19 protein-coding genes are annotated in these 26235 nt (G+C 58.9%); 1 reads left to right on the top strand and 18 read right to left on the bottom strand.

All coding sequences use genetic code 11. The features are described from left to right. Positions 1-46: 46 nt before the first annotated feature. From H7C18_RS24665 to H7C18_RS24590, 16 genes are all read right to left on the bottom strand, one after another. A complete protein-coding gene (locus H7C18_RS24665; protein ID WP_185131773.1) occupies positions 47-910 on the bottom strand; it encodes a carbohydrate ABC transporter permease in 864 nt (287 codons plus the stop codon). Positions 911-930: 20 nt separating this feature from the next. Further along, entirely contained in the window at positions 931-1830 is a 900-nt protein-coding gene (locus H7C18_RS24660; RefSeq protein WP_185131772.1) for an ABC transporter permease, read from the bottom strand. Positions 1831-1846: 16 nt separating this feature from the next. Beyond that, complete coding sequence (locus H7C18_RS24655; protein ID WP_185131771.1) at positions 1847-3433, bottom strand: extracellular solute-binding protein; 1587 nt, start codon at positions 3431-3433, stop codon at positions 1847-1849. Between the two features lie 135 nt (positions 3434-3568). Further along, positions 3569-5851, bottom strand: a complete 2283-nt coding sequence (locus H7C18_RS24650; protein ID WP_185131770.1) for a helix-turn-helix domain-containing protein — start codon at positions 5849-5851, stop codon at positions 3569-3571. A 289-nt stretch (positions 5852-6140) separates the two neighbouring features. After that, a complete protein-coding gene (locus tag H7C18_RS24645; protein ID WP_273388006.1) occupies positions 6141-7583 on the bottom strand; it encodes a sugar porter family MFS transporter in 1443 nt (480 codons plus the stop codon). Positions 7584-7796: 213 nt separating this feature from the next. Further along, positions 7797-9113 (bottom strand): helix-turn-helix domain-containing protein, encoded by a 1317-nt coding sequence (locus H7C18_RS24640; protein ID WP_185131768.1) that lies wholly within the window; start codon positions 9111-9113, stop codon positions 7797-7799. Next, complete coding sequence (locus H7C18_RS24635) at positions 9088-10593, bottom strand: sensor histidine kinase (protein ID WP_185131767.1); 1506 nt, start codon at positions 10591-10593, stop codon at positions 9088-9090. The genes H7C18_RS24640 and H7C18_RS24635 overlap by 26 nt, the downstream gene beginning before the upstream one ends. Next, positions 10590-11597 carry a substrate-binding domain-containing protein gene (locus tag H7C18_RS24630; protein ID WP_185131766.1) on the bottom strand — a complete coding sequence of 336 codons (1008 nt, stop codon included), beginning with the start codon at positions 11595-11597 and terminating at the stop codon, positions 10590-10592. The genes H7C18_RS24635 and H7C18_RS24630 overlap by 4 nt, the downstream gene beginning before the upstream one ends. A 244-nt stretch (positions 11598-11841) precedes the next feature. Next, a complete protein-coding gene (locus tag H7C18_RS24625) occupies positions 11842-13905 on the bottom strand; it encodes an alpha-amylase family glycosyl hydrolase (protein WP_185131765.1) in 2064 nt (687 codons plus the stop codon). 14 nt (positions 13906-13919) lie between these two features. Beyond that, entirely contained in the window at positions 13920-14903 is a 984-nt protein-coding gene (locus H7C18_RS24620; protein ID WP_185131764.1) for an alcohol dehydrogenase catalytic domain-containing protein, read from the bottom strand. Beyond that, positions 14900-17077, bottom strand: a complete 2178-nt coding sequence (locus H7C18_RS24615; protein ID WP_185131763.1) for an alpha-amylase family protein — start codon at positions 17075-17077, stop codon at positions 14900-14902. The genes H7C18_RS24620 and H7C18_RS24615 overlap by 4 nt, the downstream gene beginning before the upstream one ends. A gap of 25 nt (positions 17078-17102) precedes the next feature. Then, positions 17103-18182, bottom strand: coding sequence for a Gfo/Idh/MocA family protein (locus H7C18_RS24610; protein WP_185131762.1), 1080 nt, complete (start codon positions 18180-18182; stop codon positions 17103-17105). Positions 18183-18200: 18 nt separating this feature from the next. Then, positions 18201-18932, bottom strand: a complete 732-nt coding sequence (locus H7C18_RS24605) for a phytanoyl-CoA dioxygenase family protein (protein ID WP_185131761.1) — start codon at positions 18930-18932, stop codon at positions 18201-18203. Positions 18933-18964: 32 nt separating this feature from the next. Then, a complete protein-coding gene (locus H7C18_RS24600; RefSeq protein WP_185131760.1) occupies positions 18965-19954 on the bottom strand; it encodes a zinc-binding dehydrogenase in 990 nt (329 codons plus the stop codon). A 21-nt stretch (positions 19955-19975) separates the two neighbouring features. Beyond that, positions 19976-20827 carry a TIM barrel protein gene (locus H7C18_RS24595; protein WP_185131759.1) on the bottom strand — a complete coding sequence of 284 codons (852 nt, stop codon included), beginning with the start codon at positions 20825-20827 and terminating at the stop codon, positions 19976-19978. A gap of 102 nt (positions 20828-20929) precedes the next feature. Next, positions 20930-21787, bottom strand: coding sequence for a helix-turn-helix domain-containing protein (locus H7C18_RS24590; RefSeq protein WP_185131758.1), 858 nt, complete (start codon positions 21785-21787; stop codon positions 20930-20932). 210 nt (positions 21788-21997) lie between these two features. Between H7C18_RS24590 and H7C18_RS24585 the strand changes: the two genes are divergently transcribed. Beyond that, a complete protein-coding gene (locus H7C18_RS24585; RefSeq protein WP_185131757.1) occupies positions 21998-22729 on the top strand; it encodes a phytanoyl-CoA dioxygenase family protein in 732 nt (243 codons plus the stop codon). An 837-nt stretch (positions 22730-23566) separates the two neighbouring features. On the opposite strand, the gene H7C18_RS24580 is transcribed toward H7C18_RS24585, so the two are convergent. Together H7C18_RS24580 and H7C18_RS24575 are read right to left on the bottom strand one after the other, a co-directional pair. After that, a complete protein-coding gene (locus tag H7C18_RS24580; RefSeq protein WP_185131756.1) occupies positions 23567-25261 on the bottom strand; it encodes a type 2 periplasmic-binding domain-containing protein in 1695 nt (564 codons plus the stop codon). A gap of 51 nt (positions 25262-25312) precedes the next feature. Next, entirely contained in the window at positions 25313-26212 is a 900-nt protein-coding gene (locus H7C18_RS24575; RefSeq protein ID WP_185131755.1) for a carbohydrate ABC transporter permease, read from the bottom strand. Between the last annotated feature and the right edge of the window lie 23 nt (positions 26213-26235).

The raw sequence follows: 26235 nt of genomic DNA, 5'->3' as shown, positions 1-26235 counted from the left end.
TGACAGCAGACCGTCATACTTCTTCAAAAGATTTGCGTATCCGCGCTTACTCCTTCAACGAACCGACCATGGCGCCCTTCACGAAGTATTTCTGCAGGAACGGATAAACGATGAGGATCGGAAGGGTGGCGAACAGGGTGATGCCTGCTTTCAGCATTTCCGGAGTCATCAGGGAAGCGACATCCGTCGAAGAGGCAATCATATTGTTCGCCTCCTCTTCCACGATCAAACTGCGGAGCAGCACCTGCATCGGCTGCAGATCCCGATCGCGAATGTAGATCAGGGCGCTGAAGTAGGAATTCCACTGGCCCACCATGTGGAATAACGCCAAGGTCGCAATGACCGGCGCGGACAACGGGACCGCGATTCTCCACAGGATCCCCCACTCCGAACACCCGTCGATTTTGCCCGCATCGAACATCTCGCTGGAGATCCCCTGGAAGAAAGTTTTCATGATGATGACGTTAAAAGCATTCAGCGCGTTCGGAATCATGAGCGCCCACAGCGTATTCTCCATGCCGAGGCTCCGGACCAGCAGATAACTCGGAACGAGCGGAGCGGAGAAAATGAAGGTTAGCACGATGCCCCGGAGCACCCAGCGTTTTCCCTTCATGTTCGGGCGCGACAGAGAATAGCCCAGCGTCGAGGTGAAAGCCAGCGCAATCCCCGTTCCGACAACGGTAATGTAGATGCTGTTGCCCATGGATCTCCAGATATTCCCCATGCCGGCGATGGTCTTGTACACCCCGAACTGGAATCCCATCGGCCAGAACGTCACCAGCTTCGCGTTCGCGTAGACCGGTGCGCTTAGAGATACCGCGGCCAAATGGACAAGCGGGGCGATCATCGTTAGGCAAAGCACCGTAAACAGCACCGTGTTCGCCAGCGAGAATGAGCGAAATGGCCGCATGCCGCTCTCTCCTTTCCCCATTAATAGATGCTTTCCCCCGTCGTTCTCCGGCTTAAACCATTCAATCCGACGACGAGCAGCAGTCCGACCAGCGATTTAAAGATGGCGATCGCCGTCGTATAGCTGAATTGGGCTCCCAGCAGCCCGACGCGGTATACGTACGTATCGATCACTTCCCCCACATCGCTGACGAGCGGATTCAGCATGACCATCACTTGCTCGACATTCGAATCCAGCACGTTGCCTACCCGCAGCAGGAACAGCACCACGATCGTCGGCACCAGGCAAGGCAGCGTAATCGACCGCATCTGCCGGAACCTTCCCGCTCCGTCCACCCGGGCCGCCTCATACAGATTCGGATTGATGCCGGACAGCGCGGCGAGATAGATGATCATCCCCCACCCCATCTCCTTCCAGATGGACATGCCGACCAGAATGCTCCGGAAGTAGGAGGGCTGCGTCAAGTAATCGACGGTCCGGACCCCGATCTTGCCGAGCAGGGTATTGAGAAATCCGTCGTAAGAGAGCAAGTTGATGAAAATGCTGCCGACGATCACCCACGAGAGAAAATGGGGCAGGTACAGCAGCGTCTGCACCGGGCGCTTGAACCAGGCGCGGCGAATCTCGTTCAAGAATAAAGCCAGGATCAGCGGCGCCGGAAAACCGAACAAAAGGGAGTACAGACTGAGAAGGAGCGTGTTCGTTAAAATGTGGTAGAACTCTTCATAGGTGAACATGTTCGCAAAATGCTTGAACCCCACCCACGGGCTATACGCTATGCCGGTGAACAAGTTGTAATCCTGAAACGCGATCACGTTGCCGAGCATCGGCACGTACTTAAAGACCAGGAAGAACAGGACGCCGGGCAGCGCGATCAGCCAGAGCATGAACGAATCGCTCGCCGAAAATTTGCGAAGCATAAGCACCCTCCCGGCATTATTGGTTATGAAAGGCGCGATACCAGTCGGTCGCTTCCCGGATCGCTTCGTCGCCGCCGCGGCGGCGCCATTCGGCGACGAACTTGTCGAACGCCGGCTCCAATGGTTCCTTTCCGGTGATGACCTTGGAGAACATATCGAGGAACAACGTTCCCGCTCCCGTCCCCGGCACCAGCTCCGGCCGATTCTTGAACGCCTCCAAGGTCGGCATGTGCAGCCCGTCGTTCGGATATACGTCCTTCAGCGCCGTCTCGATCCCGCCCTTGATCGCTTCCGAATTCGGAATGACATCCAGCACCCGATCGCTCATTCGTCCGTCTCCCCGAGGATTGATGGACAACTGGTAGAATACGGAGGCATCGTTATCCTTGTTCGCCGGATCCTCCAGGCTCCAGACCGGTTTCCCGTTCTCGACTTTGTAGTTGTTGCCTTCGATCCCGAGCGCGAAGAAGTCGTCCGCTTCCTGGGACCAGGCCCAATCCAGAAACTTGATCGCTTCTTCCGCCTTGCCGTTCGCGGCCGGCACGACCCACACGAAGTAGATCTGGTCGCCTTGAGCGGAGAGCCCATGCCCTTTCGGCCCTTCGGGCGATTGAATCATCGAGACCTTGGCGCCTTCCTGGTTTACGTAAAACTCCGGCAAGCCCCAATTCGAGTTGTAATTCGTCACGTCGTGAACCCATAACCCCGCTTTGCCCTGCTTGATGCCGGCTTCCCAATCGGAGGCTTTGTTCGTGAACAAGTTCGGATTGATATAGCCCTTGTCGTACAATTGCTTCCAGAACTTGAGGCTGTCTTTGATCTCGGGCTGGATGATTCCCGGCTGAAGCTGGCCGTCGCGGTAATACCAGGTGCCGGGTTCGGCGCCGAATTCGGTAAAGAACAAGTTGGAATAGATCAGGTTCTCCCGAACGTAGAAGCCGTACTCGTCGTTGGGATCTCCGTTGCCGTTCATGTCCTCCCGCTTGACGGCCTCGAAATAGGCCAAGTAATCGTCCAGCGTCACCGGCGTGTCCATGCCCAACTTATCGAGCCAATCCTGCCGAATATACACGACGCGCGAAGCAGGCAAAGCGGAAAGCGTCGGGATGCCGAATATTTTCCCGTCCTTGCTGACTCTCGGACTCTTCCACGCTTCCTCCGGGATACTCGCTTTGATATGCTGCCCGTACTTATCGAGCAGGTCGGTCAGGTCCGCGAAGACCCCGTTCTCCAGAGCGCCGGGATGCATCGTGGAGTCGATGCTGTCCGTTCGAATCAAGTCCGGCAGGTCGCCGGAGGCGAAGCGCACCGTCATCTGCTGCGTGAAGTCGTTCCCGTGTCCCAGAAATTCGAAGTTCAAGTTGTAGCCGGATAGCTTGGACAGCTCTTTGATGTACGGATCGTTGTCCTTCACTTGCATGGCGTACTTCGCGTTGGAGTGCGAGAGTAGAATATGCAAGTCTTTCGATGGATTCCCCGACGGTGCCGCAGAACCGTCGGAGCTTTCCTTATCGTTGCTGCACGCGGACAAGATGAAGGATAAGATCGTGACGACGGCGAGGAAGGAACTGAATTGCTTTAGGGCCGAACTGCCTTTTCCCATTCTGCCTCTCCTCCTTGTTCGATGTTCGGAGCGCTCTCCTTCCCTTCATCTTGGAATCCCGGCCAGTTCCGCGCAATTCTCATTTCTTTGCATGGGCATTCTCAAAAAAATGATAAAGAAAATCGCAAAATTTGCTTATGCCGGGTACGGATGCTGCCGCTTCTCTTTCCGGTACTGCCCGGGCGCAAGTCCGCAATACTGCTTGAAAACCCGGTTGAAGTTCGGGACGCTCGCATATCCGAGCCGCCGGGCCATATCCTTGATGGGCTGATCCGTATGCTCCAGCCATTCCTTCGCTCTCTCCATCCGCAGCCGAAGAACGAATTCGCTGAAGTTTTGGCCGGATACGTCTTTGAAGATTTTACTCAAGTACGATACCGAAAATTGAAAATGGTCGGCCGCTTTTTGCAGCGAGGTTTCTCCGTCCAGATGATCCTGTATGTATTGCATCACTTCGTTGACGGTTCGGGTCTGCTTCGGAATGCTGTCGGCGCTCAAAGCCGCACCGACCGCGGGGAACAATTCCCGCGCGAACCATTGTTCCAGCTCGGGAAGCGATCGCAGCCCCTGCAGCTTCTGGAACACGTCCGTTTCGCCCGCCTGCGGCATGGCAAAGCCGAGCCGATGAAGCTTATAATCCAATTCACCCAGCATGTTAGCGAACAAGCCCATGGCCGTCTCCGGCCGAACCCGGGACCGATACAGCTCGGCGATGAGCTCGGATAGCTTCTGCCCGGCGGCGTTCACATTGCCCTGGATGACATCCGTAACGATCTGCTTCTGCATCTCCACGATCGGACGGCTGATCTGAAGCAGCTTCCGGTCCGACCGATCAACGGAGATCGTAACGTCATGTCCCATGACGAACCGGTGCCCGAGCAGCGAGATCGCCTCTTCGAACGCTTCTCCTGCCCTCGCATAGCCTTCGTACGCTCCGCTGACGGCGCCGCTGACGGTGAATCGCAGCTCCTCGCGAACCAGCTGCCGGCTGTCGTCCATGAACCCGGCCAACCGTGACCTTGTTTCCAGATCCGCATCGTTCGTTCCGACCAGAAGAACGATCCGCCCGGTTTTGAGGATGAGCCCGCAGCAGTCGGGAAAGACGCCGAAACGGCTCTCCATAAGCTGGAGAATCGTATGATGAAGGTAAGCCCGTTCTTCTTCCCGGTAGTTCTGGAGGAAGGACGGAAGATCATCCACTTCCGCCGCGATGACATACGCATACGGAACATCCGGATGAAGATCGATCTCTCGCGCGACAACCGCCAGCTCGCGTTCGGACATTTCTCCCTGCAGCAGCTTCCGGAGGATTCCTTGCTTGAAGTACGGTGACTGCTCTCTCAACCGGTCGGTTAGAGCGTCATTCGTATGGGTCAACTGATCGATGAACGCCCCCAAGGCGATCAGGCTGTCCCCGCGGGGTTGGTTCACTTTCCCGCGCACCCCGTATTTTTGCTCCAAGTGATTGATGGGGACATACATGCGTTTGAATCCAAGAAGACCGATGAGGCCCCATACCAGATTCAAGACGCCGACAACCAGGAAAGTGGCGGTCTGGATCTGCTTCGGGCGCGCCGTCAGCTCGGCGTTCGGCGTCATGGCGACGTAGGTCCATCCGTTCGCGGGAGATCTCTGCATTTCCATCCGGTAATCGTCGTCGAGGAGGGCCAGACTCCCGGAATCCGGCAAGCTTCTCTTCCCCTGGAAGTCGACGATTCTGCCCATCTCCTCCCGCTTCGAGCTGAGCAGCACCCTTTGCTCCCGATCGACGACGATCACGCGCGTATGGAAGCTTTGCTCCATGGAACCGACGAAGCGCAAAATATCCTCGGGGTCGACATGCAGAACCAATACGCCTTCCGTATAACCCGAATTGATCGGAACCGGGCGGTACAGCAGCAGATCGGGTTGATCGTCGAACGTGCCCGCCGGAACGACGACCCCCTCGTTCATCTTCGGCCGCATCTTCTCCAAGATCTGCAAGAGGCGCATCTGCCGCACGTTCTCTTCGCTGTATTCATCCGAATAGATGCTGTCGCCGAACCGTCTGTAAATAAGAGTCGTTCGATAACGAAACGGAGAGGCATTGCGGTAGGTCCGCACGGCTTCGTTCATATCGACGGTCGTTTGGTAATGTTCGGCTCCGGGGCCGTCGCGAACGGATCTCTCCACGTCCGGGTTCGTAGAGAGCATGATGGAGGTCGTATGAAGACTTTTCATGAACTGGTTGACTTGCAATTGAATCTGATCGAGCATCGCGAGCTGTTGGGACTTGATCTCGCTCTTGATATTGTGATATGCGATATACGAGGACAGCAGACCGACGGTTAGTACGGGGGTAATGCTCAGGAACAAGGAATACACCAGCAGCTTCTGTTGAAAAGTTAGACGCCTGAACCGGCGACCGCGCGGATTCACTCCATAAAGGCCCCCTCTCTAATGGTTAAAACAGGTATCTTACCTGTATTATATCGAAGAAGCTTGGATTTGCATAGAAAAGGCCGGGAATTCAAAAAAACTACAACAGCACAATTAACAAACAAAGCTTGTGGGGCATGCATGCCCCACCCAAATGGCTTACGGCACGCTGTGCCGTTATTGGGCATTGACAAAACCATGGGCATAAATCATATTCGTTCATTATGCCGTCGTAGAAAAAAAGACAGCATCGCCTGGATGCTGTCCTTGAACTTCAACCTTCCTCGGGTCAGTGGATTTTGACCGGGCGATTTTCGAGCGATTGCGATTGGCCGGCTTGGCGGCTGATCCACAGATTCTCCATTTGCTCCAGCGTTTTGCCCTTGGTCTCCGGCACGAACGCGACCGTGAAGAAGACCGTGAAGAGGGCCATAATGCCGAACGTCCAGTAGGTCGCCGCAGGACCCGCCCAACTCAGCAGCGGCGGGAACGACTGCGAGACAGCGTAGTCCGCGGCCCAGAGGAGCATCGAGGCGATCGACGTCGCCATTCCGCGAACCCGGTTCGGGAAGATCTCGGAGAGCATCACCCAGACCACCGGTCCGAGCGAAATGGAGAATGCCGCCGTGTATACCAGAATGAGCGCCAGCACCAGATAGCCGGAGCTGTGGCCGGTATGGAACAGAAGGCCGATCAGCCCGAGGCACGCGGCCATGATCGACGTACCGGTCAGCAGAAGCGCCTTGCGGCCCACCTTGTCGATCAGCCAGATCGAGACGACCGTGAAGACCATGTTCACGAAGCCGACCAGGATCGTCTGAATGAGCGCGGCGTTCGTTCCCGCTCCCGTCTGCTTCAAGATCTCGGGAGCATAGTAAAGAATGGCGTTGATGCCGGTGACCTGCTGCAGGATCGCCAGGCCGATGCCGACGAAAAGAGCAAAGCGCATGCCGGGCTTGAACAATTCCCGAAGCGAAGACTTTTCTTGACGGAACGATTGTTTGATCTCGAGCACTTCCTGCTTGGCCGCTTCTTCCCCGTGGATACGCAGAAGAACGTCCAATGCTTTCTCCGGTTTGCCGCGCTTGATGAGCCAACGCGGACTTTCCGGTACGAGGAACAGCAGAGCCATGAAGATCAGGCCCGGAATCGCGCCGATGCCGAACATCCAGCGCCACCCCGTCGAGATATCCCATGCGTCGGAACCGGCGCTTGCGATGCCGGAATTGACAAAGTAGGTTAGGAAAATGCCGGTCACGATCGCGAACTGGTTCAACGCGACGAGCCGCCCGCGATAACGAGCCGGAGCGATCTCCGCATTATACAGCGGACAGATCGTCGAGGTGATGCCGATGCCGAGACCGCTGATCATCCGGGCGATGACATAACCCGTGAACGTGTCGGGGAGCGCGGTGGCGATCGATCCGATCACGAACAGACCGGCTGCGCCGATGAGCACTCTCTTTCGTCCCAAGCGGTCGCTCAGCCAGCCGGATGCGATCGCGCCGACAATGCAGCCGATGATCAGGCTGGATACCGCCCAGCCGGCGCCGAAGTCTCCCAGATGGAAGCGATCTTGCAGGAACCCGACAGCGCCGGATACGACAGCCGTATCGAAGCCGAACAACAAGCCCCCGACCGCGCCGATGACGGAGACGAGAGTGACATACTTCATGTTCAATTGAGAGTCGTTGCTTATTTTAGCCGTTCTGGAAGCCATATCTGAATTCAGTCCTTTCCCCACATCTATGGGAGGATCGTTCGGTTCGTCCGTCGGATAAGGAGGACGGAATTCAGTATAGCATCGGCCAAGCGAATGGCGGCGGGAGAACTTCTTCACTAATTTGCGCTGTTCCCGCACAATTATAAGGCGCGGCTAGGATCGGAGGGAATTCCCCGACGAACCGGACTCTTTTGCTCCGAACCTTAAAATAATCCAGGGGTTTTATTTGAGCCGCGACCGGTACTCCGAGGGGGCGACGCCGGTTATTTTTTTGAATACGCGGCTAAAGTAGTTGGGATCTTTGTAGCCGACCGCATAGCTTACTTCCTTTAAACTCCAATCTCCCTCCTCGATCAATTGCTTGGCCCGGTCGATGCGAAGCCGCGTCAGATAATCGATGAACGTCTCTCCGACATGCTGCTTGAAGACTTTGCTGAAGTAGAACGGGTTCAGATGAACGGATTCCGCCGTCTCCTCGAGTGAAAGATCTTCGGCGAAGCGTTGGCGGATATACTGCTTGGCCCGATCGATGACGGTCAGCGTCTGTTCCTCGCGGATGTCCCGGATTCGCCGCAGAACGGACATGACGTAGCTTTGCCAGCCTGCCGTATCGGCTCCCTGTGCGGGCATCGGCGGGTGCTCGCCCTGCTTCAAATCGTCGAATAAGCAGACGGGATTCGAACAGGTCGAAGCGAATACCGCTTCGAAGTAAGATTGCCTCAGCCCGTCGACGCCGCTCTGAAGAGAACCGATGCCGATGGCGGGCTCTTTTCCGATCGAGGATTGAACGGCAGCCCTCAGCTTGTGCGCAAGACGGACGGGCGCCTCCTTCCAATCGTCCGGCCCCTGCGGCGGCTTTCTCAGGTACACGGCCAGGTGATACTCCACGATGGAGCTTACGAGGCAAGGACCGAACGATTTCGCGGTGCGGCGAACCGTCTCGTACAGCGTCTTGCGGTCCGCCGCGGATTCGGAGCCGGGAAGCGCTGCGACGAGGCAGCGGCATTCCTTCAGCGGAAATTCGAGCCACTCCGCAAGCTGCTCCGGACCGCTATCCAGCGCCTGATCCATCATCAGCATCAACGCCAGCTCATTTTCCACAAGTGGCTGGAGCGTGGACACTTTGCTTTTCAACGTCAATTGCTCGTCTCTCAGCGCTCTCTCCCGGTCGAGCTCGTCCGCCAGTCTCCGCAGCATCGAGGCCACCTGGTCCCGGCTCGCCGGTTTAACGATGTACTCTTTGACGCCAAGCGGCAGCGCCGCCTGCGCATAATGGAAGGAATCATATGCCGTCACGAGCACGAACTTCGCGTCGGGCAGCAGCTTCCGGATTTCCCGGAGAGCTTCCATCCCTTGAATGCCCGGCATTTGGATATCCATCAACACGATATTCGGCCGCCGCTCCTCCGCCAGCTCGATCGCCCGCCTCCCGTTCTCGGCTTGCAGGATCTCGAAGGTATCCGGGAGCATCCGCCGTACGATCCATTCCAGCCCTTCCCTCTCCGGCGCTTCGTCATCCGCGATCAACAAGCGGTACATCGACAGGCTCCTCCTTAAATGTCATCGGAATGCGAATCTTGAACGTCGTGCCTTGTCCGGGCGCGCTTCGGATCTCGACCGCATCGCTGCGGCCGGTGAACAACTGCAATCTCCGGAAAACGTTGCGGGTGCCGAGTCCTGCCGACATCGAAGCGGATTCGGAGCGCTTCTCCTCCTCCCGCGAAGCCTCTGCCGGTTCATAGTCAAGCCGCAGCAGAGCCCGGCGGGTCGCTTCGTCCATGCCGGCGCCGTTGTCCGACACTTCGATGACGGCATCCGATCCTTCGCGGACGACGGCAAGCCGAATCTCGGCTCCCGCCTCCATGTCCGCGATACCGTGTACGAACGCGTTCTCCACGAGCGGCTGGACGGTTAACGCGGGAAGCTTCGCGGTCAATGCCGCTTCGTCGATCTTCGTCTCGAACCGGACCAGGCTTCCGAACCGCGCCTGTTGAATGGCCGCATACTCCCTCACATGATCAAGCTCGTCGCGGAGCGTTACAGGTTCGTCCAGCTTGCGCAGCCGGTACCGGATCAGCCTAGACATGGAGACGATCAGATCAGAAGTCCGTTCCGCCCCTTCCAATAAGGCGAGCTTGGACAGAACGTTCAAGGAATTGAACAGAAAGTGCGGTTGGATCTGTCCCTGCAGCGCGCGCAGCTCCAATTCTTTAACGAACCGTTCCCGCTCCAGCCGCTCCTTGTCCCGGACGGCGGCCTCGTTCAGCGACGCAATCATCTGCAGGAAGGCTTCTGTCAGGATGCCGAGCTCGTCCTTGGCCCGCGCTTGTGCCTCCGCCTGCGCTTGCGCCCCGTACAATTCCTTCGGCGTTCCGCCTTCGGACACGTGCCTAGCCAGTCGGACCAGCCTTCCGACGGGCTCTGTTACGCTGCGCGACACCCAGAGCGCCAGACAGACGCCGAGCGCCGTCTGCACGGCGACGACGGCGATTCCCAGCCGGGTCATCCTCTTGTTCTCCTGCTGGATCTCCCGCAAGATCGGCTGGTCGACGCCCAGATCGATATCGACAAGGCGCTGGCCTTCCTCGCGGATGAAATCGGCGGTCTTCTCCGCGGATTCGTATCTCTCCAGCGCTTCCTTGGGCGTCGCGGACGCCTCCGCCGCGTAGCGCTCCTGGTCGGCGAGCGTATCGATCAAATGCATGTAGCCGGTCGCCTGCGGGACGATGGCCGGAGGCTGGCCGAGCTGGCGGAGCGATTCCCCGCTCCGGCGCAGCGCGTCGCTTCGCCGGGTCATCTCGGCCTTGAGCTCGGGCCCCGGATCGAGCAGGTAGTCGTACAACGACTGAAGCGATTGATCCGAGGCTTGAACGGCCTGCTTGTAAGCGAGAATCCGGTTCAGCATTCGGTCGTAGCCGCCCTGCACGAGAGTCGAGCTTCGGAATAGGAAGAAGATCATCGCATTGGCGGCCAGAACAAGGAGAGGAATGACGATGAGCAGCCTCGCGCGGATGGTCATGGGCAGCTCTCCGCGGACGATCCGTCCCCGAGGGTGGCGAGGGAGGCCCGATCCAGCACGATCGTCCCCGTATAGTGAAGCTCGGCCGGCTTCCGTCCCTGCAAATAATCGTGAACCAGTGTGACAGCCTGTTCCCCTATCCGGCACGATTGCTGGACGAGAGCCGCCGCGATCCGGCCCTGGCCGATCTCCTGCCGGGTTTCGCCCGGATCGTCGAAGCCGAACACGAGGAGATCGTCGGCCTTCAGATGCTTGGCCGCTTCGGCGATGCCTAGCCCGTCCAGCGCGCTGAAGCCGACGATCGCCTTCAGCTCCGGGTGCTCGCGCAGCATATCCTCGGCCTGTTCTTCCGCCTGCAGACGGGATATGTTGGAGGTGCGCACATCCTCGATCGTCAGGCCGGGATACCGCTTCACAACGCTGCGGAATCCCTCCAGGCGGAGCTGTTGATTGCTTGCCTCGCTGCCGATTAAGACCCCGATCCTCCCCGACTCGCCGACTCTTCGGACGACAAGTTCCCCCATCCGCTGCCCGGCGGCCCGATTATCCGTTCCGACGTACGCCTTACGTGCGCTTCCCGGCTCGTCCGCGTCGACCGTGATGACGGGAATGCCGCTGGCGGCGGCTTCATCGATCAGCCGGGCATAAGCCGGATTGTTCTGCCCCTGCACCAAGAGAGCGTCGAAGCGTTCGGCTATCGCCTTCTCCAGCAAACGCGCTTGCTCCTCGGGATCGATCCGGGTCGGCCCCATCGATTCCAAGTCCATGCCGAAGCGCTTGGAGGCAGATGCGGCTCCTTCTTCGACGGATTGCCAGAACGGATTGTTCTGTACTTGGGAGATCAGCGCGACTCGCGGAGGCCTCTCGCCGGAAGCCGGCTCCGGTCTAAGCAGCGACGTCAATTCGCGCGTATGCTGAACGGACTCCGCGAAAACCGCGAACAAAGCCGCGAACAGCAGCGAGAGCAGTAGGATTCCTCCGTTCCAAATCCGATGATGGTTCATGCAGTCTCCTTGGGCGGTTCCCCGGACTTCGAAATCGCAACCATAGAATAACCAACAAACGGCAACTTCTGTCGCCCGGAAAACGATCTAAGCTCTTTAACGGGCAAAAAAGACGCCGGAGCCACGTTTCCGGCGTCTTCCGCGGGTAGCGGCCGCTACCCAGTATAGTATTTGAGTTCGCCCGATGCGACCCCGAGCGCGAGCCTGAACGCGAGCCCGATCCGATACCGAATCGGAGATCGGATCAGCGCTGCCCATGAATGTCCAGCATGGCGTAACCGTAACCGTCCAGCAAAACCCGACGGCCGTCCGTTTCGCAGCGGCCGAACAAGACGTCTTCCGGAACAAAAGACGCCGGCGCTTCGATCGTTGCCGGTTCGCCGGACAAATTGACGGCGATGAGCCTTGTTTCCGCACCGTTGCTGCGCGTGTACGCCATGACCGAACCGGCCGGTTTCAAATAACGCACGTCGTAGTCATTGTCGAGCCAAATCTTGCGGGCACGGAACAATTCGGTGAAAAACGGCCGCAGGTCGGGACCCGGCCGGCGGTAAACCGAAGCGTCTTCATCCCCCTGATAGATCATCGGAATGCCGTCGATCGTGCTCATCAGCACCCACAGCGCCTTGGCGAGCCCGGCTCCGAAAACCTCCGTGGCCCGCTTGCCGTGCCACACCCAGGTCACGGTATCGTGATTGCCGAGAAACCGGAGCTTCAAATACCCTTTCGGCGTGCAGCGCATTTCCGAATCCAGCCAACGGGTCAAGCGCCTGGCCATGGTAGCCGGATTCGCGCTTTCCTCCGTCAGCTCGAAGAGGACGCGATACAGCGCCATATCGTAGAATACGTCGGTGTAAGGAGCATAGAGAGGAACCGGGTTGAAATTTTCGGGCGTGACGAGCGGCTTCTTGCCCTTGTCCCGGATCGCCTCGCGAACGGTCCGGGAGATGCCCACGCCGCCCTTCAAGTTGGAGCTGCTGGCGCGGTTGCCCGGATAGGGACGGTAATTGCTCAGCCCTCCCATCGCGCAATCGATCCGGCTGCCGTCGATGTCGAACCGGTCCACATGATCCTGGACCAATTCGCGGATATAGGCGAGATACTCCGGATTCGCCATGTCGAAGGAAAGGCAGTTCCATTCGATCGCCGGATCTCCCTGCCGGTCGACGGATGCCCACTTGCGGAACCGGATCCCCAGCGGGTCTTCCGGCTCCGGACCGTGCGGAACGTAGTCGAAGAGGACGGTCATTCCCAGCTCATGCGCGGTCCGGCTGAAGACCCGCACGTCCTCGTCATGGCCGTATCGGGGATCGATGATACTTTGGTCGGTCGGATGATAGACGCCCCGCTCCAGATGCTCGAAAATGGGGAGAACCCACACATGCTCGATGCCCATTCGGCGCAGTTCCGGCAGCGTCTCCGCGAATTCGCCCATGCTCCGGCGATCCGGGAACCCCGCGTCCATCGTGCCGTACGGATGGCACGCATACAGTACGCCGTCGCGAATTCCGTCGCTTGGGGGCACCCATCCTTTGCGCTCGTACAGCCGCCGGACCGGCTCGTAAGGATCCCCCGTTCCGATCAATTGCACATACAGCGTCCCGACGCGGATGGACTCCTCCGGTCCGAGCAAGCACTCGACGCCGGCGTTCTGAACCATCACGACGGAGTCGTCGGCTTCCTTGAATAAGCCGGTCGACCACTTCTCTTCGGTGTCGACGAACAGCAGGTTGAAGCGCTCGTCTCCGAGGCCGGCTTGAACGACGGGATTGACCAGCCCGGCTTCGATCGCCTGGTACGCGGATAGCTCCCGTACCGCGAATTCGCGGTGCGGCACGTTGCCGGGAAACTCGAAGGTCATCTCGCTCGAACGCGAACCAGGCTCCAGCTTCCAGACGAACGCCGCGCCGTTGATCAATCGTTCGCGCTTTTCCAGATTCCGGACGACGGCGTCAACCTCCAAGGTATCCTCTATCACACGGTAGCGCATCTGCACCGACATGCCGCCGTACCGGTAATCCAGCCGGAATAGGTCCCGTTCCTCTTCGCAGCCCAGAAATTCAGGGAGCTCGATTGGGTCTCCCGCCGCCGCAGGCACGATCGGCGGCAGCTCCCAGGTGTTCCGCCCGTCCAGCGAACGGTATTTCAGCCGCCCCGGACAGAACCTCTCGTCAATGCCGACATCCAGCGCCAAATCTGCGGTTGGCAGCCGCATTCGTCGACATCCGACCGAACGCAGCCGGCCCGAGTCCCGATCGAATTCGCAGACCCAGCCGTCTTTCTCGTAGCGAAGCCGTTCTCCGTTCATGAGCGGTATTCCTTTCAAGCGATCCGAATGACCGATTTGATAAATCCCGGAGGCTTGGTCCGAATCGCGTCGTAGGCGCGGTCGACCTCCTCCAAGGAATAAACGTGCGTAATCATGTCCTTCATGTTGAATTGGCCGCCGGCAATCAGTTTCAGACCGGCCTCCATCTCCTTGACGTGGACCCGGCTTCTGCGCTCATGCGCGTTGATGACCGTCAGGGCCTTCCAATTCCACAGTTCCATGTTGACGTTCCGCATGCCGCCGTTCCCTTGATGGTAGCCGACAATCGAGAGCACGCCGTGAACGCCAGCCATCTCCCCCGCGAGCTGAAGGCCGCCCTGGGAGCCTGACGCTTCGACCGCCACCTGAACGCCCGGGATCCCTTGGTCCATGTGGGACCATGCCGTCACCTTGTATTTCGCGTCGACATCCTGCGGGGCGAACCGTTCGTCCGTGCCGAAGCGCCGCGCATGCTCCAGGCTCTCCTCGCGCATATCCACCGCGATCAGACGGCCCGCCCCCTTGAGCCGCATGAGCTGGAGGAAGCCCAGTCCCATGAACCCGGCCCCGACAACGGCCACATCGTCTCCGAGGGCGACGGGCGTACGGCTCGCTCCGCTCATCAGGCACGACAGCGGCTCGCCCAGCGCCTCCAGATCGTCCAGTTCCTCCGGAACCTTGACGATCACCCGGTAATTCGCTTTCGCATATTGGGCGAAGGCGTGCTGAACCAGTCCGGTCACGCGGTCCCCGACCCGAAAGCCCTCCACCCTGGAGCCCATCCGTTCGATGACGCCGACCGGCTCATGCCCGAAAATCGGCCGTTTCCCGGGAGCCTCCAGCCAGCCCGCTCCTTCCATCCACGGGTGAAGCTCGGAGGCGCACACCCCGCAAACTTTTACGCGAATCAGAACCTCTTCGTCGCCGATCGACGGCACGTCCGTCTCGACCAGCTCGCTCTTGGACGGCCCCGCGATGACGCTCGCCTTCATTTTCATTCGATCCCCTCATTTCCTCCGGTGTGGATACATTCGACGATGCCGTACAGCGGCAATTCCCGGATCGTCAGCCGCAGCCGCCCGTTCTCGCAGGTCCAATCCACGGATAGACCCGAACCGTCCAGCGTATGCGTTTCCATATGGGATATCGGCCGTTCGCAGCGCAGGCTGAAGGTTACGTCCGAAAGTGGAATCACCTGGTCCCGTTCCCGATCGAACCGATAGTTCACGATATGGATCGCGACGTCTCCGTTCTCCAGCAGATGCGGGTGTATTCCGATATCTTCGTCTCCCTCCAGCTCGATCTGGAACCGGCCGCCGGGCTGGGTCTCGCGCATAATGGCCAAGATCCGATCGACATCGGTCGTTTCGGCGCCGTCCTCTTCGATCAGGGTCGCATTGGCGTGCCGCATGATTTTCTCGCGCGCGGGAGAAGCCGACGATTCGGCCAATCTTCCGTAAATGACCGCGTTCCCGCCCTGCTCGAGATAGTCGTGCACGACCGCAAGCTGCCGATCGGTCATCTTGTTGCAATCGGCGAGTACCAGCTGCCGGTATTTCGAGATCCGTTGCAGGTCGAACTTGTCTTCGAACAGCTCATCGTCCGACGCAATCAGGACGTCGTACGGGATGTGGCGCCGGCCGAAGCCTTCCAGGACGTCCCAGAATGGCATTTTCACGCTTTGCGAGACGTGCGGGGACAGCATCGTCTCCTGACCGTCCGACGGTTCGGCCGCTTCGTTCTCGCGCCAGTAATAGCTCGGGTAGCTGTACGGAATCAAGATTTCCGCGCCGGACCGGCGGGACAGAAGACGGTCGCCGTTTTTCAAAAACTTCTGTACCTGCATGGTCGGTTCCTTGGGCGCGTAGAACGCGTCGCGGATCGTGTTGCCCATCCAGCCGCCGTACGGGACCGACAGATTGGTGCCGAATGCCGCCGCTTCGAGCAGCATCAGCTGAAACTGCTGCGCCATTCTCCCTTGCTTCAGGTTCTCCAGCAGCTCGGGGACGATGCCGCCGTACGGATTCTCGACGATCGTAATCGGCTTGTCTCCGGCGAAGCCCGCCGCGAAGCGGTACCAGGAGGCCTGACGGTATAACGTCTGGCGCATCTCGGTAACGACGATGTCCACCTCCGGCTCCAGCGGCATGTACTGATGCAGGACGTGAAAGAAATTCCCCGATACCAGCACGTCCCGGCCTTGCTTCCGGGCATAGGCGCGGATATGATCGGTCAATTCCTTGAAATAACGGGTCGTCACGGTCATCTGAAACTTGAAATACTCGGCGAAAAACGGCACCGTTCCGGGCTTGCCGGGATACTCGACGTTCCGTTCGGACAAATAGCGGCCATAGTGGAAATCCGTCAGGTCCGTCTCCTGCAGCGCCTGCGGAAGATCCCCTTTGGCCTGGCGCTCTAGGAGATACGACCGGAACTGCTTCATGCAATCCTTGCAGAAGCAGCCGCCGTACCCGATGGCCGTGATCGGGAGCTCGCATTCGTCCAGATGAACGCCGTGCACGCCCGCGTCGATCTGAATCTCGATGATCTTCTTCAGATAATCTCGCCATACCGGATTGTTGCGGCACATCTGATAGCAGATCTGCTCGTGGCCGACCACCTCCACCCAGCCGGCATGAACGGCGGAACCGTCCATCTTGCGCGCCGCGCATTCCTCCCACAGGTCCGCGACCGCCTCGCCGTCGCTGTTCGTCAATCCTCCCGGGAAGTAATCCCGGAAGGACTTCGGGAACAAGCCCGGATACCGGTCCTGGCTGAATTCGCGAAGCCCGTACCAGCCCTTCTTGCCTTGGCCGCGGGTGATGTTCAGGCCGACAAGCTCGGTCTCGTCCTCGTTTACTTCGGCCGGGAACTCCCAGCCCTGGACCTCGAACACGACGCCGAACACCTTGATGCCGCGCTTGCCGCATTCGCGGATGAATTCCGCGTCGTTCATGTACCCGTACATCCGCAGCCGGGCCGGAACGTCGCCGTACGCCTCTTCTTCCAGATACGGCAGCGACACGACGCCGCCGCCCAGCGCGGACCATACCAGAAGCGTCGCCTCGTAATCGACCAGGTCCTCGATCATCTGCGCGCGGCGCATCGGCAAGCCGGGATGATAGCAATGCTCGTCGCGGTACCACGCGTCGAAGTAGATTCCTCTCTCCAAAGCCTACCCCGCCCTTCGGCCGATTTTACTCGTAGTTTTTCCGCAGCGCCTCGCAGATCATTTGGAAGAGTTGCAAATCCTGCTTGTAGTCTTCCGGCGTCGTCTTCGGCGCTTCTCCTTCCGTCACGACCCGGTGGAACGTCTCCAACTCGACCGTATAAGGATCCTTGAACGTCGGACGGTAGACTTTCTCCTCGAACGACTCGCCGACCGTCTCGGCGACATGCAGCGTCGTCGGCAGGTGCCGAATGTAAGGCGTATCGTATTGAAGCCGGAGCTGCTTGGATTTTCCGAAAATCTCGATATGCGCGTCGAATCGGCGTTGGGCGTCCACCCCCGTCTCGAACGTGGCGTTAAAGCCGTCGTATTCGAACGTGGCGGTGATGTAATACCCGTTGTTCCAATGATGCGCGGACAGCACGCGCTTCGGCATGCCGATCAATTCGCGCATCGCGGACAGATCGTGGCTGTTCAAGCCGCACAGCAAGCGGTAGGAATTTTTGACCGGCTGCGGCGCGTCGCCGAGCGCTTCGTCGACCATGCGCTTCGCCCGCCGGCCGCGGTCTTCCGCCGCCTCCTGCGGAATGTCGGAGAATCGGCGCACCACGCTGGATTGCTCGATCATCAGCCGGTTCTCCCCGATGATGTCCCGCACCCGGACATATTCGATCTTGCCGAGCGTTTGAATCTCTTCAAGCGTTTGCAGCAAGGCCGGCGCGTACCGGCGCATGTAGCCGACCATGATCCGGACGCCGGATTCGTCCCGCGCGCGGATCATGGCGTCCGCATCGGCGACCGTCAGCGTCATCGGCTTCTCGACCAGCACGTGCTTGCCGCTGCGGGCCGCGGCGATAGCGCACTCCGCGTGGTACTCGTCGCTGTTCAGGACGAACACGGCGTCCAGGTCCGGTTGGCGCGCCAGCTCCGCCGCATCCCGATACAGATGGCTCACGTTGTAAAATTCTCCCGCCCACCTTAGAAGTGACGGGGAAATATCGCACAGCGCGGCGACCTCGTAACGGTCTGCCAGCGCTTTCAAAATCGGCAGATGAATAACCTGAGCCACTTCTCCCAAACCGACGATTCCTACCTTCAGTCGTCTCATCCCGGCATCTCCTTTGATTTAGACATTTTCGCACGGATTGCCCGCAAGATTGCGCCCTCTGGCCAGCCAGAAGCGCCAGCCCGGATTTTTCTCCAGGTGGATCTTCGTATCGGCCGAAATATACCGCATCGTATAGCCGCAGCGCCGGTAGGGACTGGCGTTGGCCGTTGCGCCGTGGATGATGCGGGAGTCGTGCAGCGAGCATTCGCCGCGTTCCAGTTCGAAGTAGACCGCTTGGGATTCGTCGATGTTTTTGATTTGCGCGTGGAAGGTGTTATAGGTTTTGTCGACAGCCTCGTATTCCGAGAAGCCGTTGCGGTGCGTACCCGGGATGACGCGCATGCAGCCGTTCTCCCTGCTGCTGCGATCCAGGGCTAGCCAGATGGTGACGATGTTGTCGTACTTGTCGAATCTGCCGTTCCAGTAGGCTGAATCCTCGTGCCACGGCGTGATTCGCCCTTTGTAAGGCTCCTTGCAGATAAAATGGCTGGACCACAGCACGATATCCGGTCCGATCAGCCCTTCGACCAAGTCGAGCGCCTCGTCGCCCAGCAGAAATTCGAGCAGCCGCTCGTCCCGGAAGTGCGGCGTGTCGAGCTCGTCGGACAGCTTGTCTCCCTTCTCTCTCAGATGCTCTTCGAAAATGGCCGTGAGCCGGTCCAGCTTCTCTTGCGAGAAGAGCGGCTTGCGATAAATCACGTAGCCGTCCTCGCGGTACTGCTCGATTTCGTTCGAGGTTAATCGGGCCATCGTTCCTTCTCCTCCTCGGCGTGATGGGAAGCTTATTCCCACGGTTTCAACAGGATTTTGCCGCATTGCTGCGACACCGATCGTTCGAACGCCTCCCCGATGCGGGACATCGGGAAGCGATGGGTGATCAGCCGGTCGACAAGAGGCGAGGTCTGGATGACGCGCATCAGCTTGGGAAAATCGTTCAGGTTGTAATGCCACGAGCCGATCAGCTGCAGCCCTTTGCGCAGAAGGTCGCGGCTGATCGTAATCGGCGTCTCCCGGCTGCTCTCGCCGACAAAGGCGACTTTGCCCTTGCGCCGGACCGCGTCGATGCACAGCCGGTGCGCGGCCACGGCGCCGGAGCAATCCAGCGCGGCGTCCGGTCCGGCGCCCCCGCATAGTTCCTTGATCCGCTCCGACACGTCCGGGTCGGCCGGATCCATCACGGCGTCCGCTCCCAGATCTCGGGCGAGGTTCTGCCGGTAGAGGTTGGATTCCAACGCGATAACCCGGGCGCCGACGAACTTGGCGTTGATCACGGCCCCCAACCCGACGGGCCCGAGCCCGGTAATGAGCAGCGTATCGTAAGCGGTCAAGGCCAGATTCTGAATGGCGCCGAACGAAGCGCCCAGGCCGCAGCAGGCCAACGAAGCTTGCTCATAAGAGACATCGTCGGGAATCTTCTGCAGCAGGAACGCCGGCTTGACGACGAATTGCGCCATCGTCGCGTCCGTCATGCGGTTGGACTCGCAGTGGATGTAGTGGCCGGATCGGCACAAGGCGCATTCGCCGCAGGCCTGGAGCGGCATGGCGACAACCCGGTCGCCTACCTTCACGGGACCCGGACCGCCCACCCGGACCACCTCGCCCGCCGCTTCGTGTCCGAGACCGTCGCGGGGCTTGCCGTCCAGGTAGCTTTTGTACTCCGTGCACATCGGCGCTACGTGCACTTTCACGAGCGCCTCGTTCGCGCCGGGCCTCGGAACGGGCACTTCCGCTAGGGAGACCGCCCTTTCACCGGCGATGATTGCTTTTTTCACGACGTCACCTCATTCAGACCGCTATGCATAAGGCCGCAGCACCCGATCGACCGCACGCTTGGTTCGCGCCGCGGCCTCTTTCGCTCCCAGCCGGGGCAAGTCGTCGCCGAACGTCTCGACCGACACGTAGCCGTCGTATCCGATCGCTTGCAAAGCGGACAGCATGGCGTCCAGATCGATTACGCCTTCTCCCGGAAGCAGCCGCTGGTCGTCGATCTGTCGGTCCGGCGGCAGGTCCGGGGCGTCGTTGAGATGGACCAGCACGACCTGCTCCGCGGACAGCGCCAGAATATCCTCCTTCGTCGCATGGGAGGTGAACCAGTGGAAGCTGTCGAACAGCAGGCCGACGTTGGGCCGGTCGATGGCGCCGATCAGCTCGAGCGCGCCGGGAAGCGTATGGATAAAGTCGTGCTTCAGGGTGCGAAGCGTCTTCGGCCCCACCCATTCGATGCCGAAGCGAATGCCGTAAGCATCCAGAATGTTGGCGCATTCGCGCAGCCGCCGGATGAACCGGCTGGTGTATTCGGCCACGGGCTCGTCCGTAGCCGGGAACAGCCACGTGCAGCATCGCCCGGTGCCCAGCCTGCGGGCGAATTCGGCGAGCTCCGGCAATCGGGCCAGCCCTTCCCGGAAGGTCTCTTCATCCTTGCGGAATTCGACGGGCAGGCCGAACGAACCGAGCGTCAGCGCCCGTTGCTCCAGCAGCTGCCGGGCGGCGTCGAAAGATTGCTTCCCCGCGACCTCGAAGAACGGTTCGATGGAGTAATCGAGCGCGGGAAATCCCGCCTGCGAGGCCGCGTCAAGGAATTCAAGAAACGGGACGTTCCGGCCGGTCGTCACCGGATTCAGCGCCGGAATCAACTTTCCTGCCACCTGCATCTCTCCCTCTTAAGCCAATTGTCCGGACTACTAACAATATAGCCAAGAGGGAGAATGGCGTCTTGGTTGCCGTTGATAAGCCTTGTGCTATTCTGATCAGTTCGGAATGATAATCTTGCGGTGCAGTTTGCGGTATTGCGCGGGGGAAGATCCGAAGTACTCTTTGAAGCGGTGGTAAAAGTGGCTCAAATTTTTATAGCCGGCTTCCATGCTGATCTCGATCACGCTCTCGTCCGTATGGACCAGCAGATTCGCGGCGTATTTGAGCCGCATGCCGTTGATCCATTCGGTCGGCGTCTGCCCGAAGTGCTTCTTGATCATTCGGCTCAAGTGCTCGGGCGACTTGGGGCACAGCTCGTTCAGCCGGCTGATCCCTTCGGAGAAATGCTCCTTGTTCTGCATCTTCTTCTGCACCTGTTCGAGCCAATCCGGAATGCCGGAATCGATGTCCTCCATCGGGCTTTCCGAGAAATAACGGACGAAGATCTCGGCCAGCAGCGCCCGCACCTCCCGTCTCATCTTCGGCTTCTCCTCCGGCGAGATGAACGTCAGCAGCTGGAAGCGCTCCTTCAAGGCGTTGAGCTCGTGCTTGTCTATGAACGAGCACGGAGGTTCTTCCGGCTGCAGCAGCTTCTCCAGCTCGAACCCTCCGCCGAGATACTGGACCAGCGCCTCCATGGTCGAGGTCGAGAAGGCCAGGTTGATCAGTTCTCCCTCGCTGCGCTCGTCGTTCTCGTAATAATGAACGTCGCTCGGACGGATAAACACCAGGTTGCCCTCGGGCAGGTAGGTGCGGCGCCGGTTGACCTTATGATAGAAAGCGCCTTTGGTAATCAGGAATACCTCGTAAAAATCGTGCGAATGCTCGCCGGTGACGGTGTTCAGCGACTTATGGTACGCGTAGTGCGCCTCCGTTACCGAATCCAGCAAATCCCGCCCGTATAAATGAATCATCTGAGCCGTCCCCTTCTCAAATGAACTTCATCTTGCAGGCCCATTATATCATATGAACATAAAGATTGTTGCCCGTTTTTGCCGTAAATGAAATGTTTTACGTTTCGAAAATCAATATAAAACAAATCATCTCATTGCCGCGGAAGATGGATTTCGGCGCCCTTTCCTATAATGAACCTATCCCAAACCAAGAAGGAGGCACCTCTGATTATGGCCAAGTTGAACGAGCAGGAAGTCGCCTTTTACAAGGAAAAAGGTTATGTGCTGCACAAGAAGCCGTTGTTCTCGGAGGAGAAGCTGGGCAAGCTTACGGAGATTTTCGAGGAACAGCTGGCGCTCAAAGGGGCGAAGCTGTCGGACGAATTGGACACGCCGCATTTCCGGGACGAGCGGCTGCTGGAGTTTTTGCTGAGCGATGAGGCGCTCGACCTGGTCGAAGGGCTGATCGGACCGGATATCGTGCTGTGGTCCAGCCACTTTATCTGCAAGGATCCTTATACCGGCCGGCAGACCCCCTGGCACGAGGATTCGGCGTACTGGGAAGGCCGCTTCGACAAGTACGACAACATCGTCACCATCTGGCTGGCGCTCGATCCGAGCAAGAAGGAGAACGGCTGCATGCGCGTCATTCCCGGCACGCACCATAACGGCTTCTCGGAATACGAGAGCGTCGACAAGAAGGACAACACCTTCCATGCCCAAATCAAAAACCTGGACGAGTCGAAGGCCGTTTATTTCGAACTGGAGCGCGGCGAATGCTCGCTGCACGACTCTCGCATCATTCACGGCGCGCCGGCCAACAAGAGTCCGCACCGCCGCTGCGGCTACACGATGAGGTACATCTCGGCCGACACGAAGGTCGATCCCGAGCGGAACAAAGGCTGGCGTTTCTGGCTGGCCAGAGGGCGCAATCTCGCGGGCAATCCTTGCGAGAATGCGTAACGCCCCGCGTGAAGCCAGGCTCGGCGACAAGGTAGGTTCGGGCGCTTGGAGGGAAACCGGAAAGCGCCGGGCTCGGCGACGAGGAGGGTCCGGGCGCTTGCGGAGAATCCGGAAAGAAGCTCGCTCCGTCCCGGATTGCCGGGCTTGACGTAAAAGCCATGGCGGTGCAAGGAGAGTTCTCCTTGCCTCGCCATGGCTTGCTTTCTGTCTATCCCCAACTCGAACCCTCGGAACAGCCCCTTGGGCTTGCCCTATTTCGTCTAGCTTCATCGGATTCGGTGCCGCTTGGCAGGCGGTCCGCCGATGTGTTCCCGCTGGCAGCCACCGGCAAAAAGTGCTGGAAAGCTCAGCGAGTTCTCGCCTTTTTTTGAGAAAGACCGCAAAAGTGAAGGAAGCCGAAGCGAGCTCACTCTCCGATTTAAGAAAGCCTGCAAAAGTGCAGGAATTCGCAGCGAACTCGCGCTTCAATTAAGAAAGCCTGCAAAAGTGCAGGCTTTCCCCTCCATTTCCCCGCTCGGGCCGCGATCGCCGCTAAATAACTGCATTTTTGCAGGTTTTTAGCGCCTGCCGCTTGATTTGAGCGTAAATTCCTGCAGATTTGCAGGTTTTGGATTCCCGGCAAGTCCCGTCCGACCCCCGACGCGGAAGACGAATCGCGCCACGCTGGCCGGAGGCGATGCGGCCGCAGACCTCATTCTCCCCGGAAACAACCCCATGACGTTGGGAGCAGCCCTTTGCATATGCCTCTGCAAGTCCCTTGCAGGTCCTACTGCGAGTCCTCTACGAGTCCTTCGGCAAGTCCCCTCGCAAGTCCCATTGCGAGCCTTCCAAGCTATTTTACTTGCTCTTGTCTTTGTCGTAAGCATCCTGATAGATGCCCAAATATTTGTCCGCGCCGAGATCCTTCAGCCCCTGAACGTACGCGTCCCAATCCTTGTTCAGATCCTTCTTGCCGAGAATGAACTGCACTTCGCTTTGTTCGATATAGTTGTTGATCGTGGTCTGCAGCTCCGCGACGGTCTGCGCCTGGCTCGGATCGATGAACACGTCGGGCAGACGTTCCTCCTTCGGAGGCTCGTGTCCGACATATTGCTCGTTCGCCTGGTAAAGCCGCGTCTCGTTCCCGTCCTGCACGTTGATATCCTGCGAAACGGCCTGCCCCAGATACAGCTCTTTGCTCATATAATAGAAGCCGTTCTCCCAGATGGATTTGGAAGGCGCCTCCCAATCCATGCCGCCGGGAGCCGTGTCCCAGATGGCCGCCTTGCCGTCGATGCCCTTCTGGTCGGCCGTGGCGTCGATCCATCCGTCTACGCCCTGGAACGCGTCCAAGGCCCCCTCTTTGGAAAACAAATAGTCTGCGATCTTGATGGCGGCGACCTGCTGGTCTTTATCGGCTTTGTCCGTGATCGCGAATTTGCCGCCCGGCACCGCGTCCTCGGTATACGTCGCATATTGCTTCCCGTTCGGACCCTTCAGCGGCGCCACTCCGAAATAATTCGCCCAGCGGCCGTCCGAATCTCCGTAGATCGTCACGACGTCGCCGTTCCACAAGTCCGAGAACGCCCCCAGGATGACCTCGTCCGGATTGTTGGCCTCCTGCTGGATGCCCTCCAGATTTTGCGTGAACGCAGCCGGATCGATCAGCCCTTTGTTATACAGATCGTGGATATAGGACAAGCCTTGCTTCCAGCCGTCTTCGTCGGCGACCAGATCCACTTTCCCGTCCTTGACCTGCAAGTAATTCGTCGGGTTGTCGTAGACGAAGGCGTTCATCAGGAACGTGACCGGATTGGACCACTGGCTTCCCGACTGAACGTATCCGCTGAGCGGAATTTCGTCCGCTTTGCCGTTGCCGTTCGGGTCGTTGTTTTTGAACGCCTCGAGCACTTTCTCGAACTCGTCCGTGGTGGTCGGCATCGCCAGGTGGAGATTGTCCAGCCACTGCTTGTTGAGCCACAGCTTGGCCGGGTACATGCAGTGATCGCATCCGTCCAGCCCGGGCAGCGCGTAGATGTTGCCGTCCGGAGCCGTAAGCCCTTCCTTCAGGCCCGGCACTTCTTCCAGAGCCTGCTTCACGTTCGGAGCGTACTGATCGATCAGATCGTTAAGCGGAAGGAAGACGCCCATCGTGCCGTACTTCAGCTGATCGACCTTGGAGAAGTCCCCGCCGATAAACGCGGCCGGATAATCTCCGCTGGCCAGCAGCAGATTCTGCTTGTCCTTGGCGCCGTCCTGGGGCGCCGTCTTGAAATCGATGTCGATGCCGAGCTTCTGCTCGATCTTCTGCGTCATCGTGTTGTCGTTGAAGCTCGTGATTCTGGGCCCCTGGCTGGAGAAGGCGGTCACCACGACCTTCTTGCCCGAAGTTCCGCCGCTCGCTTGGCTGCCCGTCGCCGCAGCGCCGTCCGACTGCCCGCTTGCCTGATCGCCCCCGTTATTGCCGCTGTCGTTGCTGTTGCTGCTGCACCCCGCAAGAACCGTTACCAATGCCAGCCATACGACCGCCCATTTGACCAAGCGCTTCTTCAAGCCAAACACTTCCTTCCCCTTTGTAGATTGCAGGTTGCTATGGTCAATGATTTAGCCCTTGATGGAACCAATCATCATCCCCTTGACGAAATGCTTCTGCACGAAAGGATAGAAGATCAAAATCGGCGCGCTCGAAACGACGATCAGCGCATATTTCAACAGATCGCTCAAGCCGTGCAGCCTCCTCATTTGATAGGCGACGGACGGAGACAATTGCGAGACTTGGCTGAGCACCAGAATATTTCGCAGCACCAGCTGCAGCGGGAACAGCTCCGACTTGGTCAAATAGATCAGGGCATCGAAGTAAGAGTTCCAGTCTGCAACCGCATACATCAGAATCAATACCGCGATAATCGGTTTGGAGAGCGGCAGGACGATGCGCCACAGGAACCCGGCGTCGGAGCAGCCGTCCAGCTGCGCGCTTTCGTGGATTTCGTCCGGAATCGAAGTGCGGAAGAACGTCACCGCGATGATGACCTGCCAGACGAACAGCGCTTTCGGAATGATGAGCGCCCATCTCGTATCCAGAATGTGCAGATATTTGACGATCAGGTATGTCGGGATCAGTCCGCCCTCGAAGAACATGGTGAGCAGGATCGCCATCATGAGCACTTTGCGGCCGACGAACTCTTTCCTCGACAGCGGATAAGCCAGCAGAACCGTAAACAGCACCTGGACCGCCGTGCCGACGACGGTGTAGAAGAGAGTGTTGGCGTACCCCGTATAAACCTGGCTGTTCTTGAACAGCGTCTCGTAGGCCATGACGGTCGGATGCGCCGGGAAGATCGTCACCGCTCCGGAGATGACGTCCTGCGGATTGCTGAACGAGGCCGCCAGGATGTGCAGCAGAGGGTACAGGATGGAAATGACGATCAGGATCAGAATCACGTACATGGCCATCAGGAAGCTTCGATCTCCGAACGATTCGCGTATCGCGTTGCGCTTGTTCATCTCGATTTTCCTTTCCATGCGGG

Source organism: Cohnella zeiphila (assembly GCF_014212055.1).
Lineage (GTDB): Bacteria > Bacillota > Bacilli > Paenibacillales > Paenibacillaceae > Cohnella > Cohnella zeiphila.
This window is presented reverse-complemented; position numbering and strand designations above follow the sequence as displayed.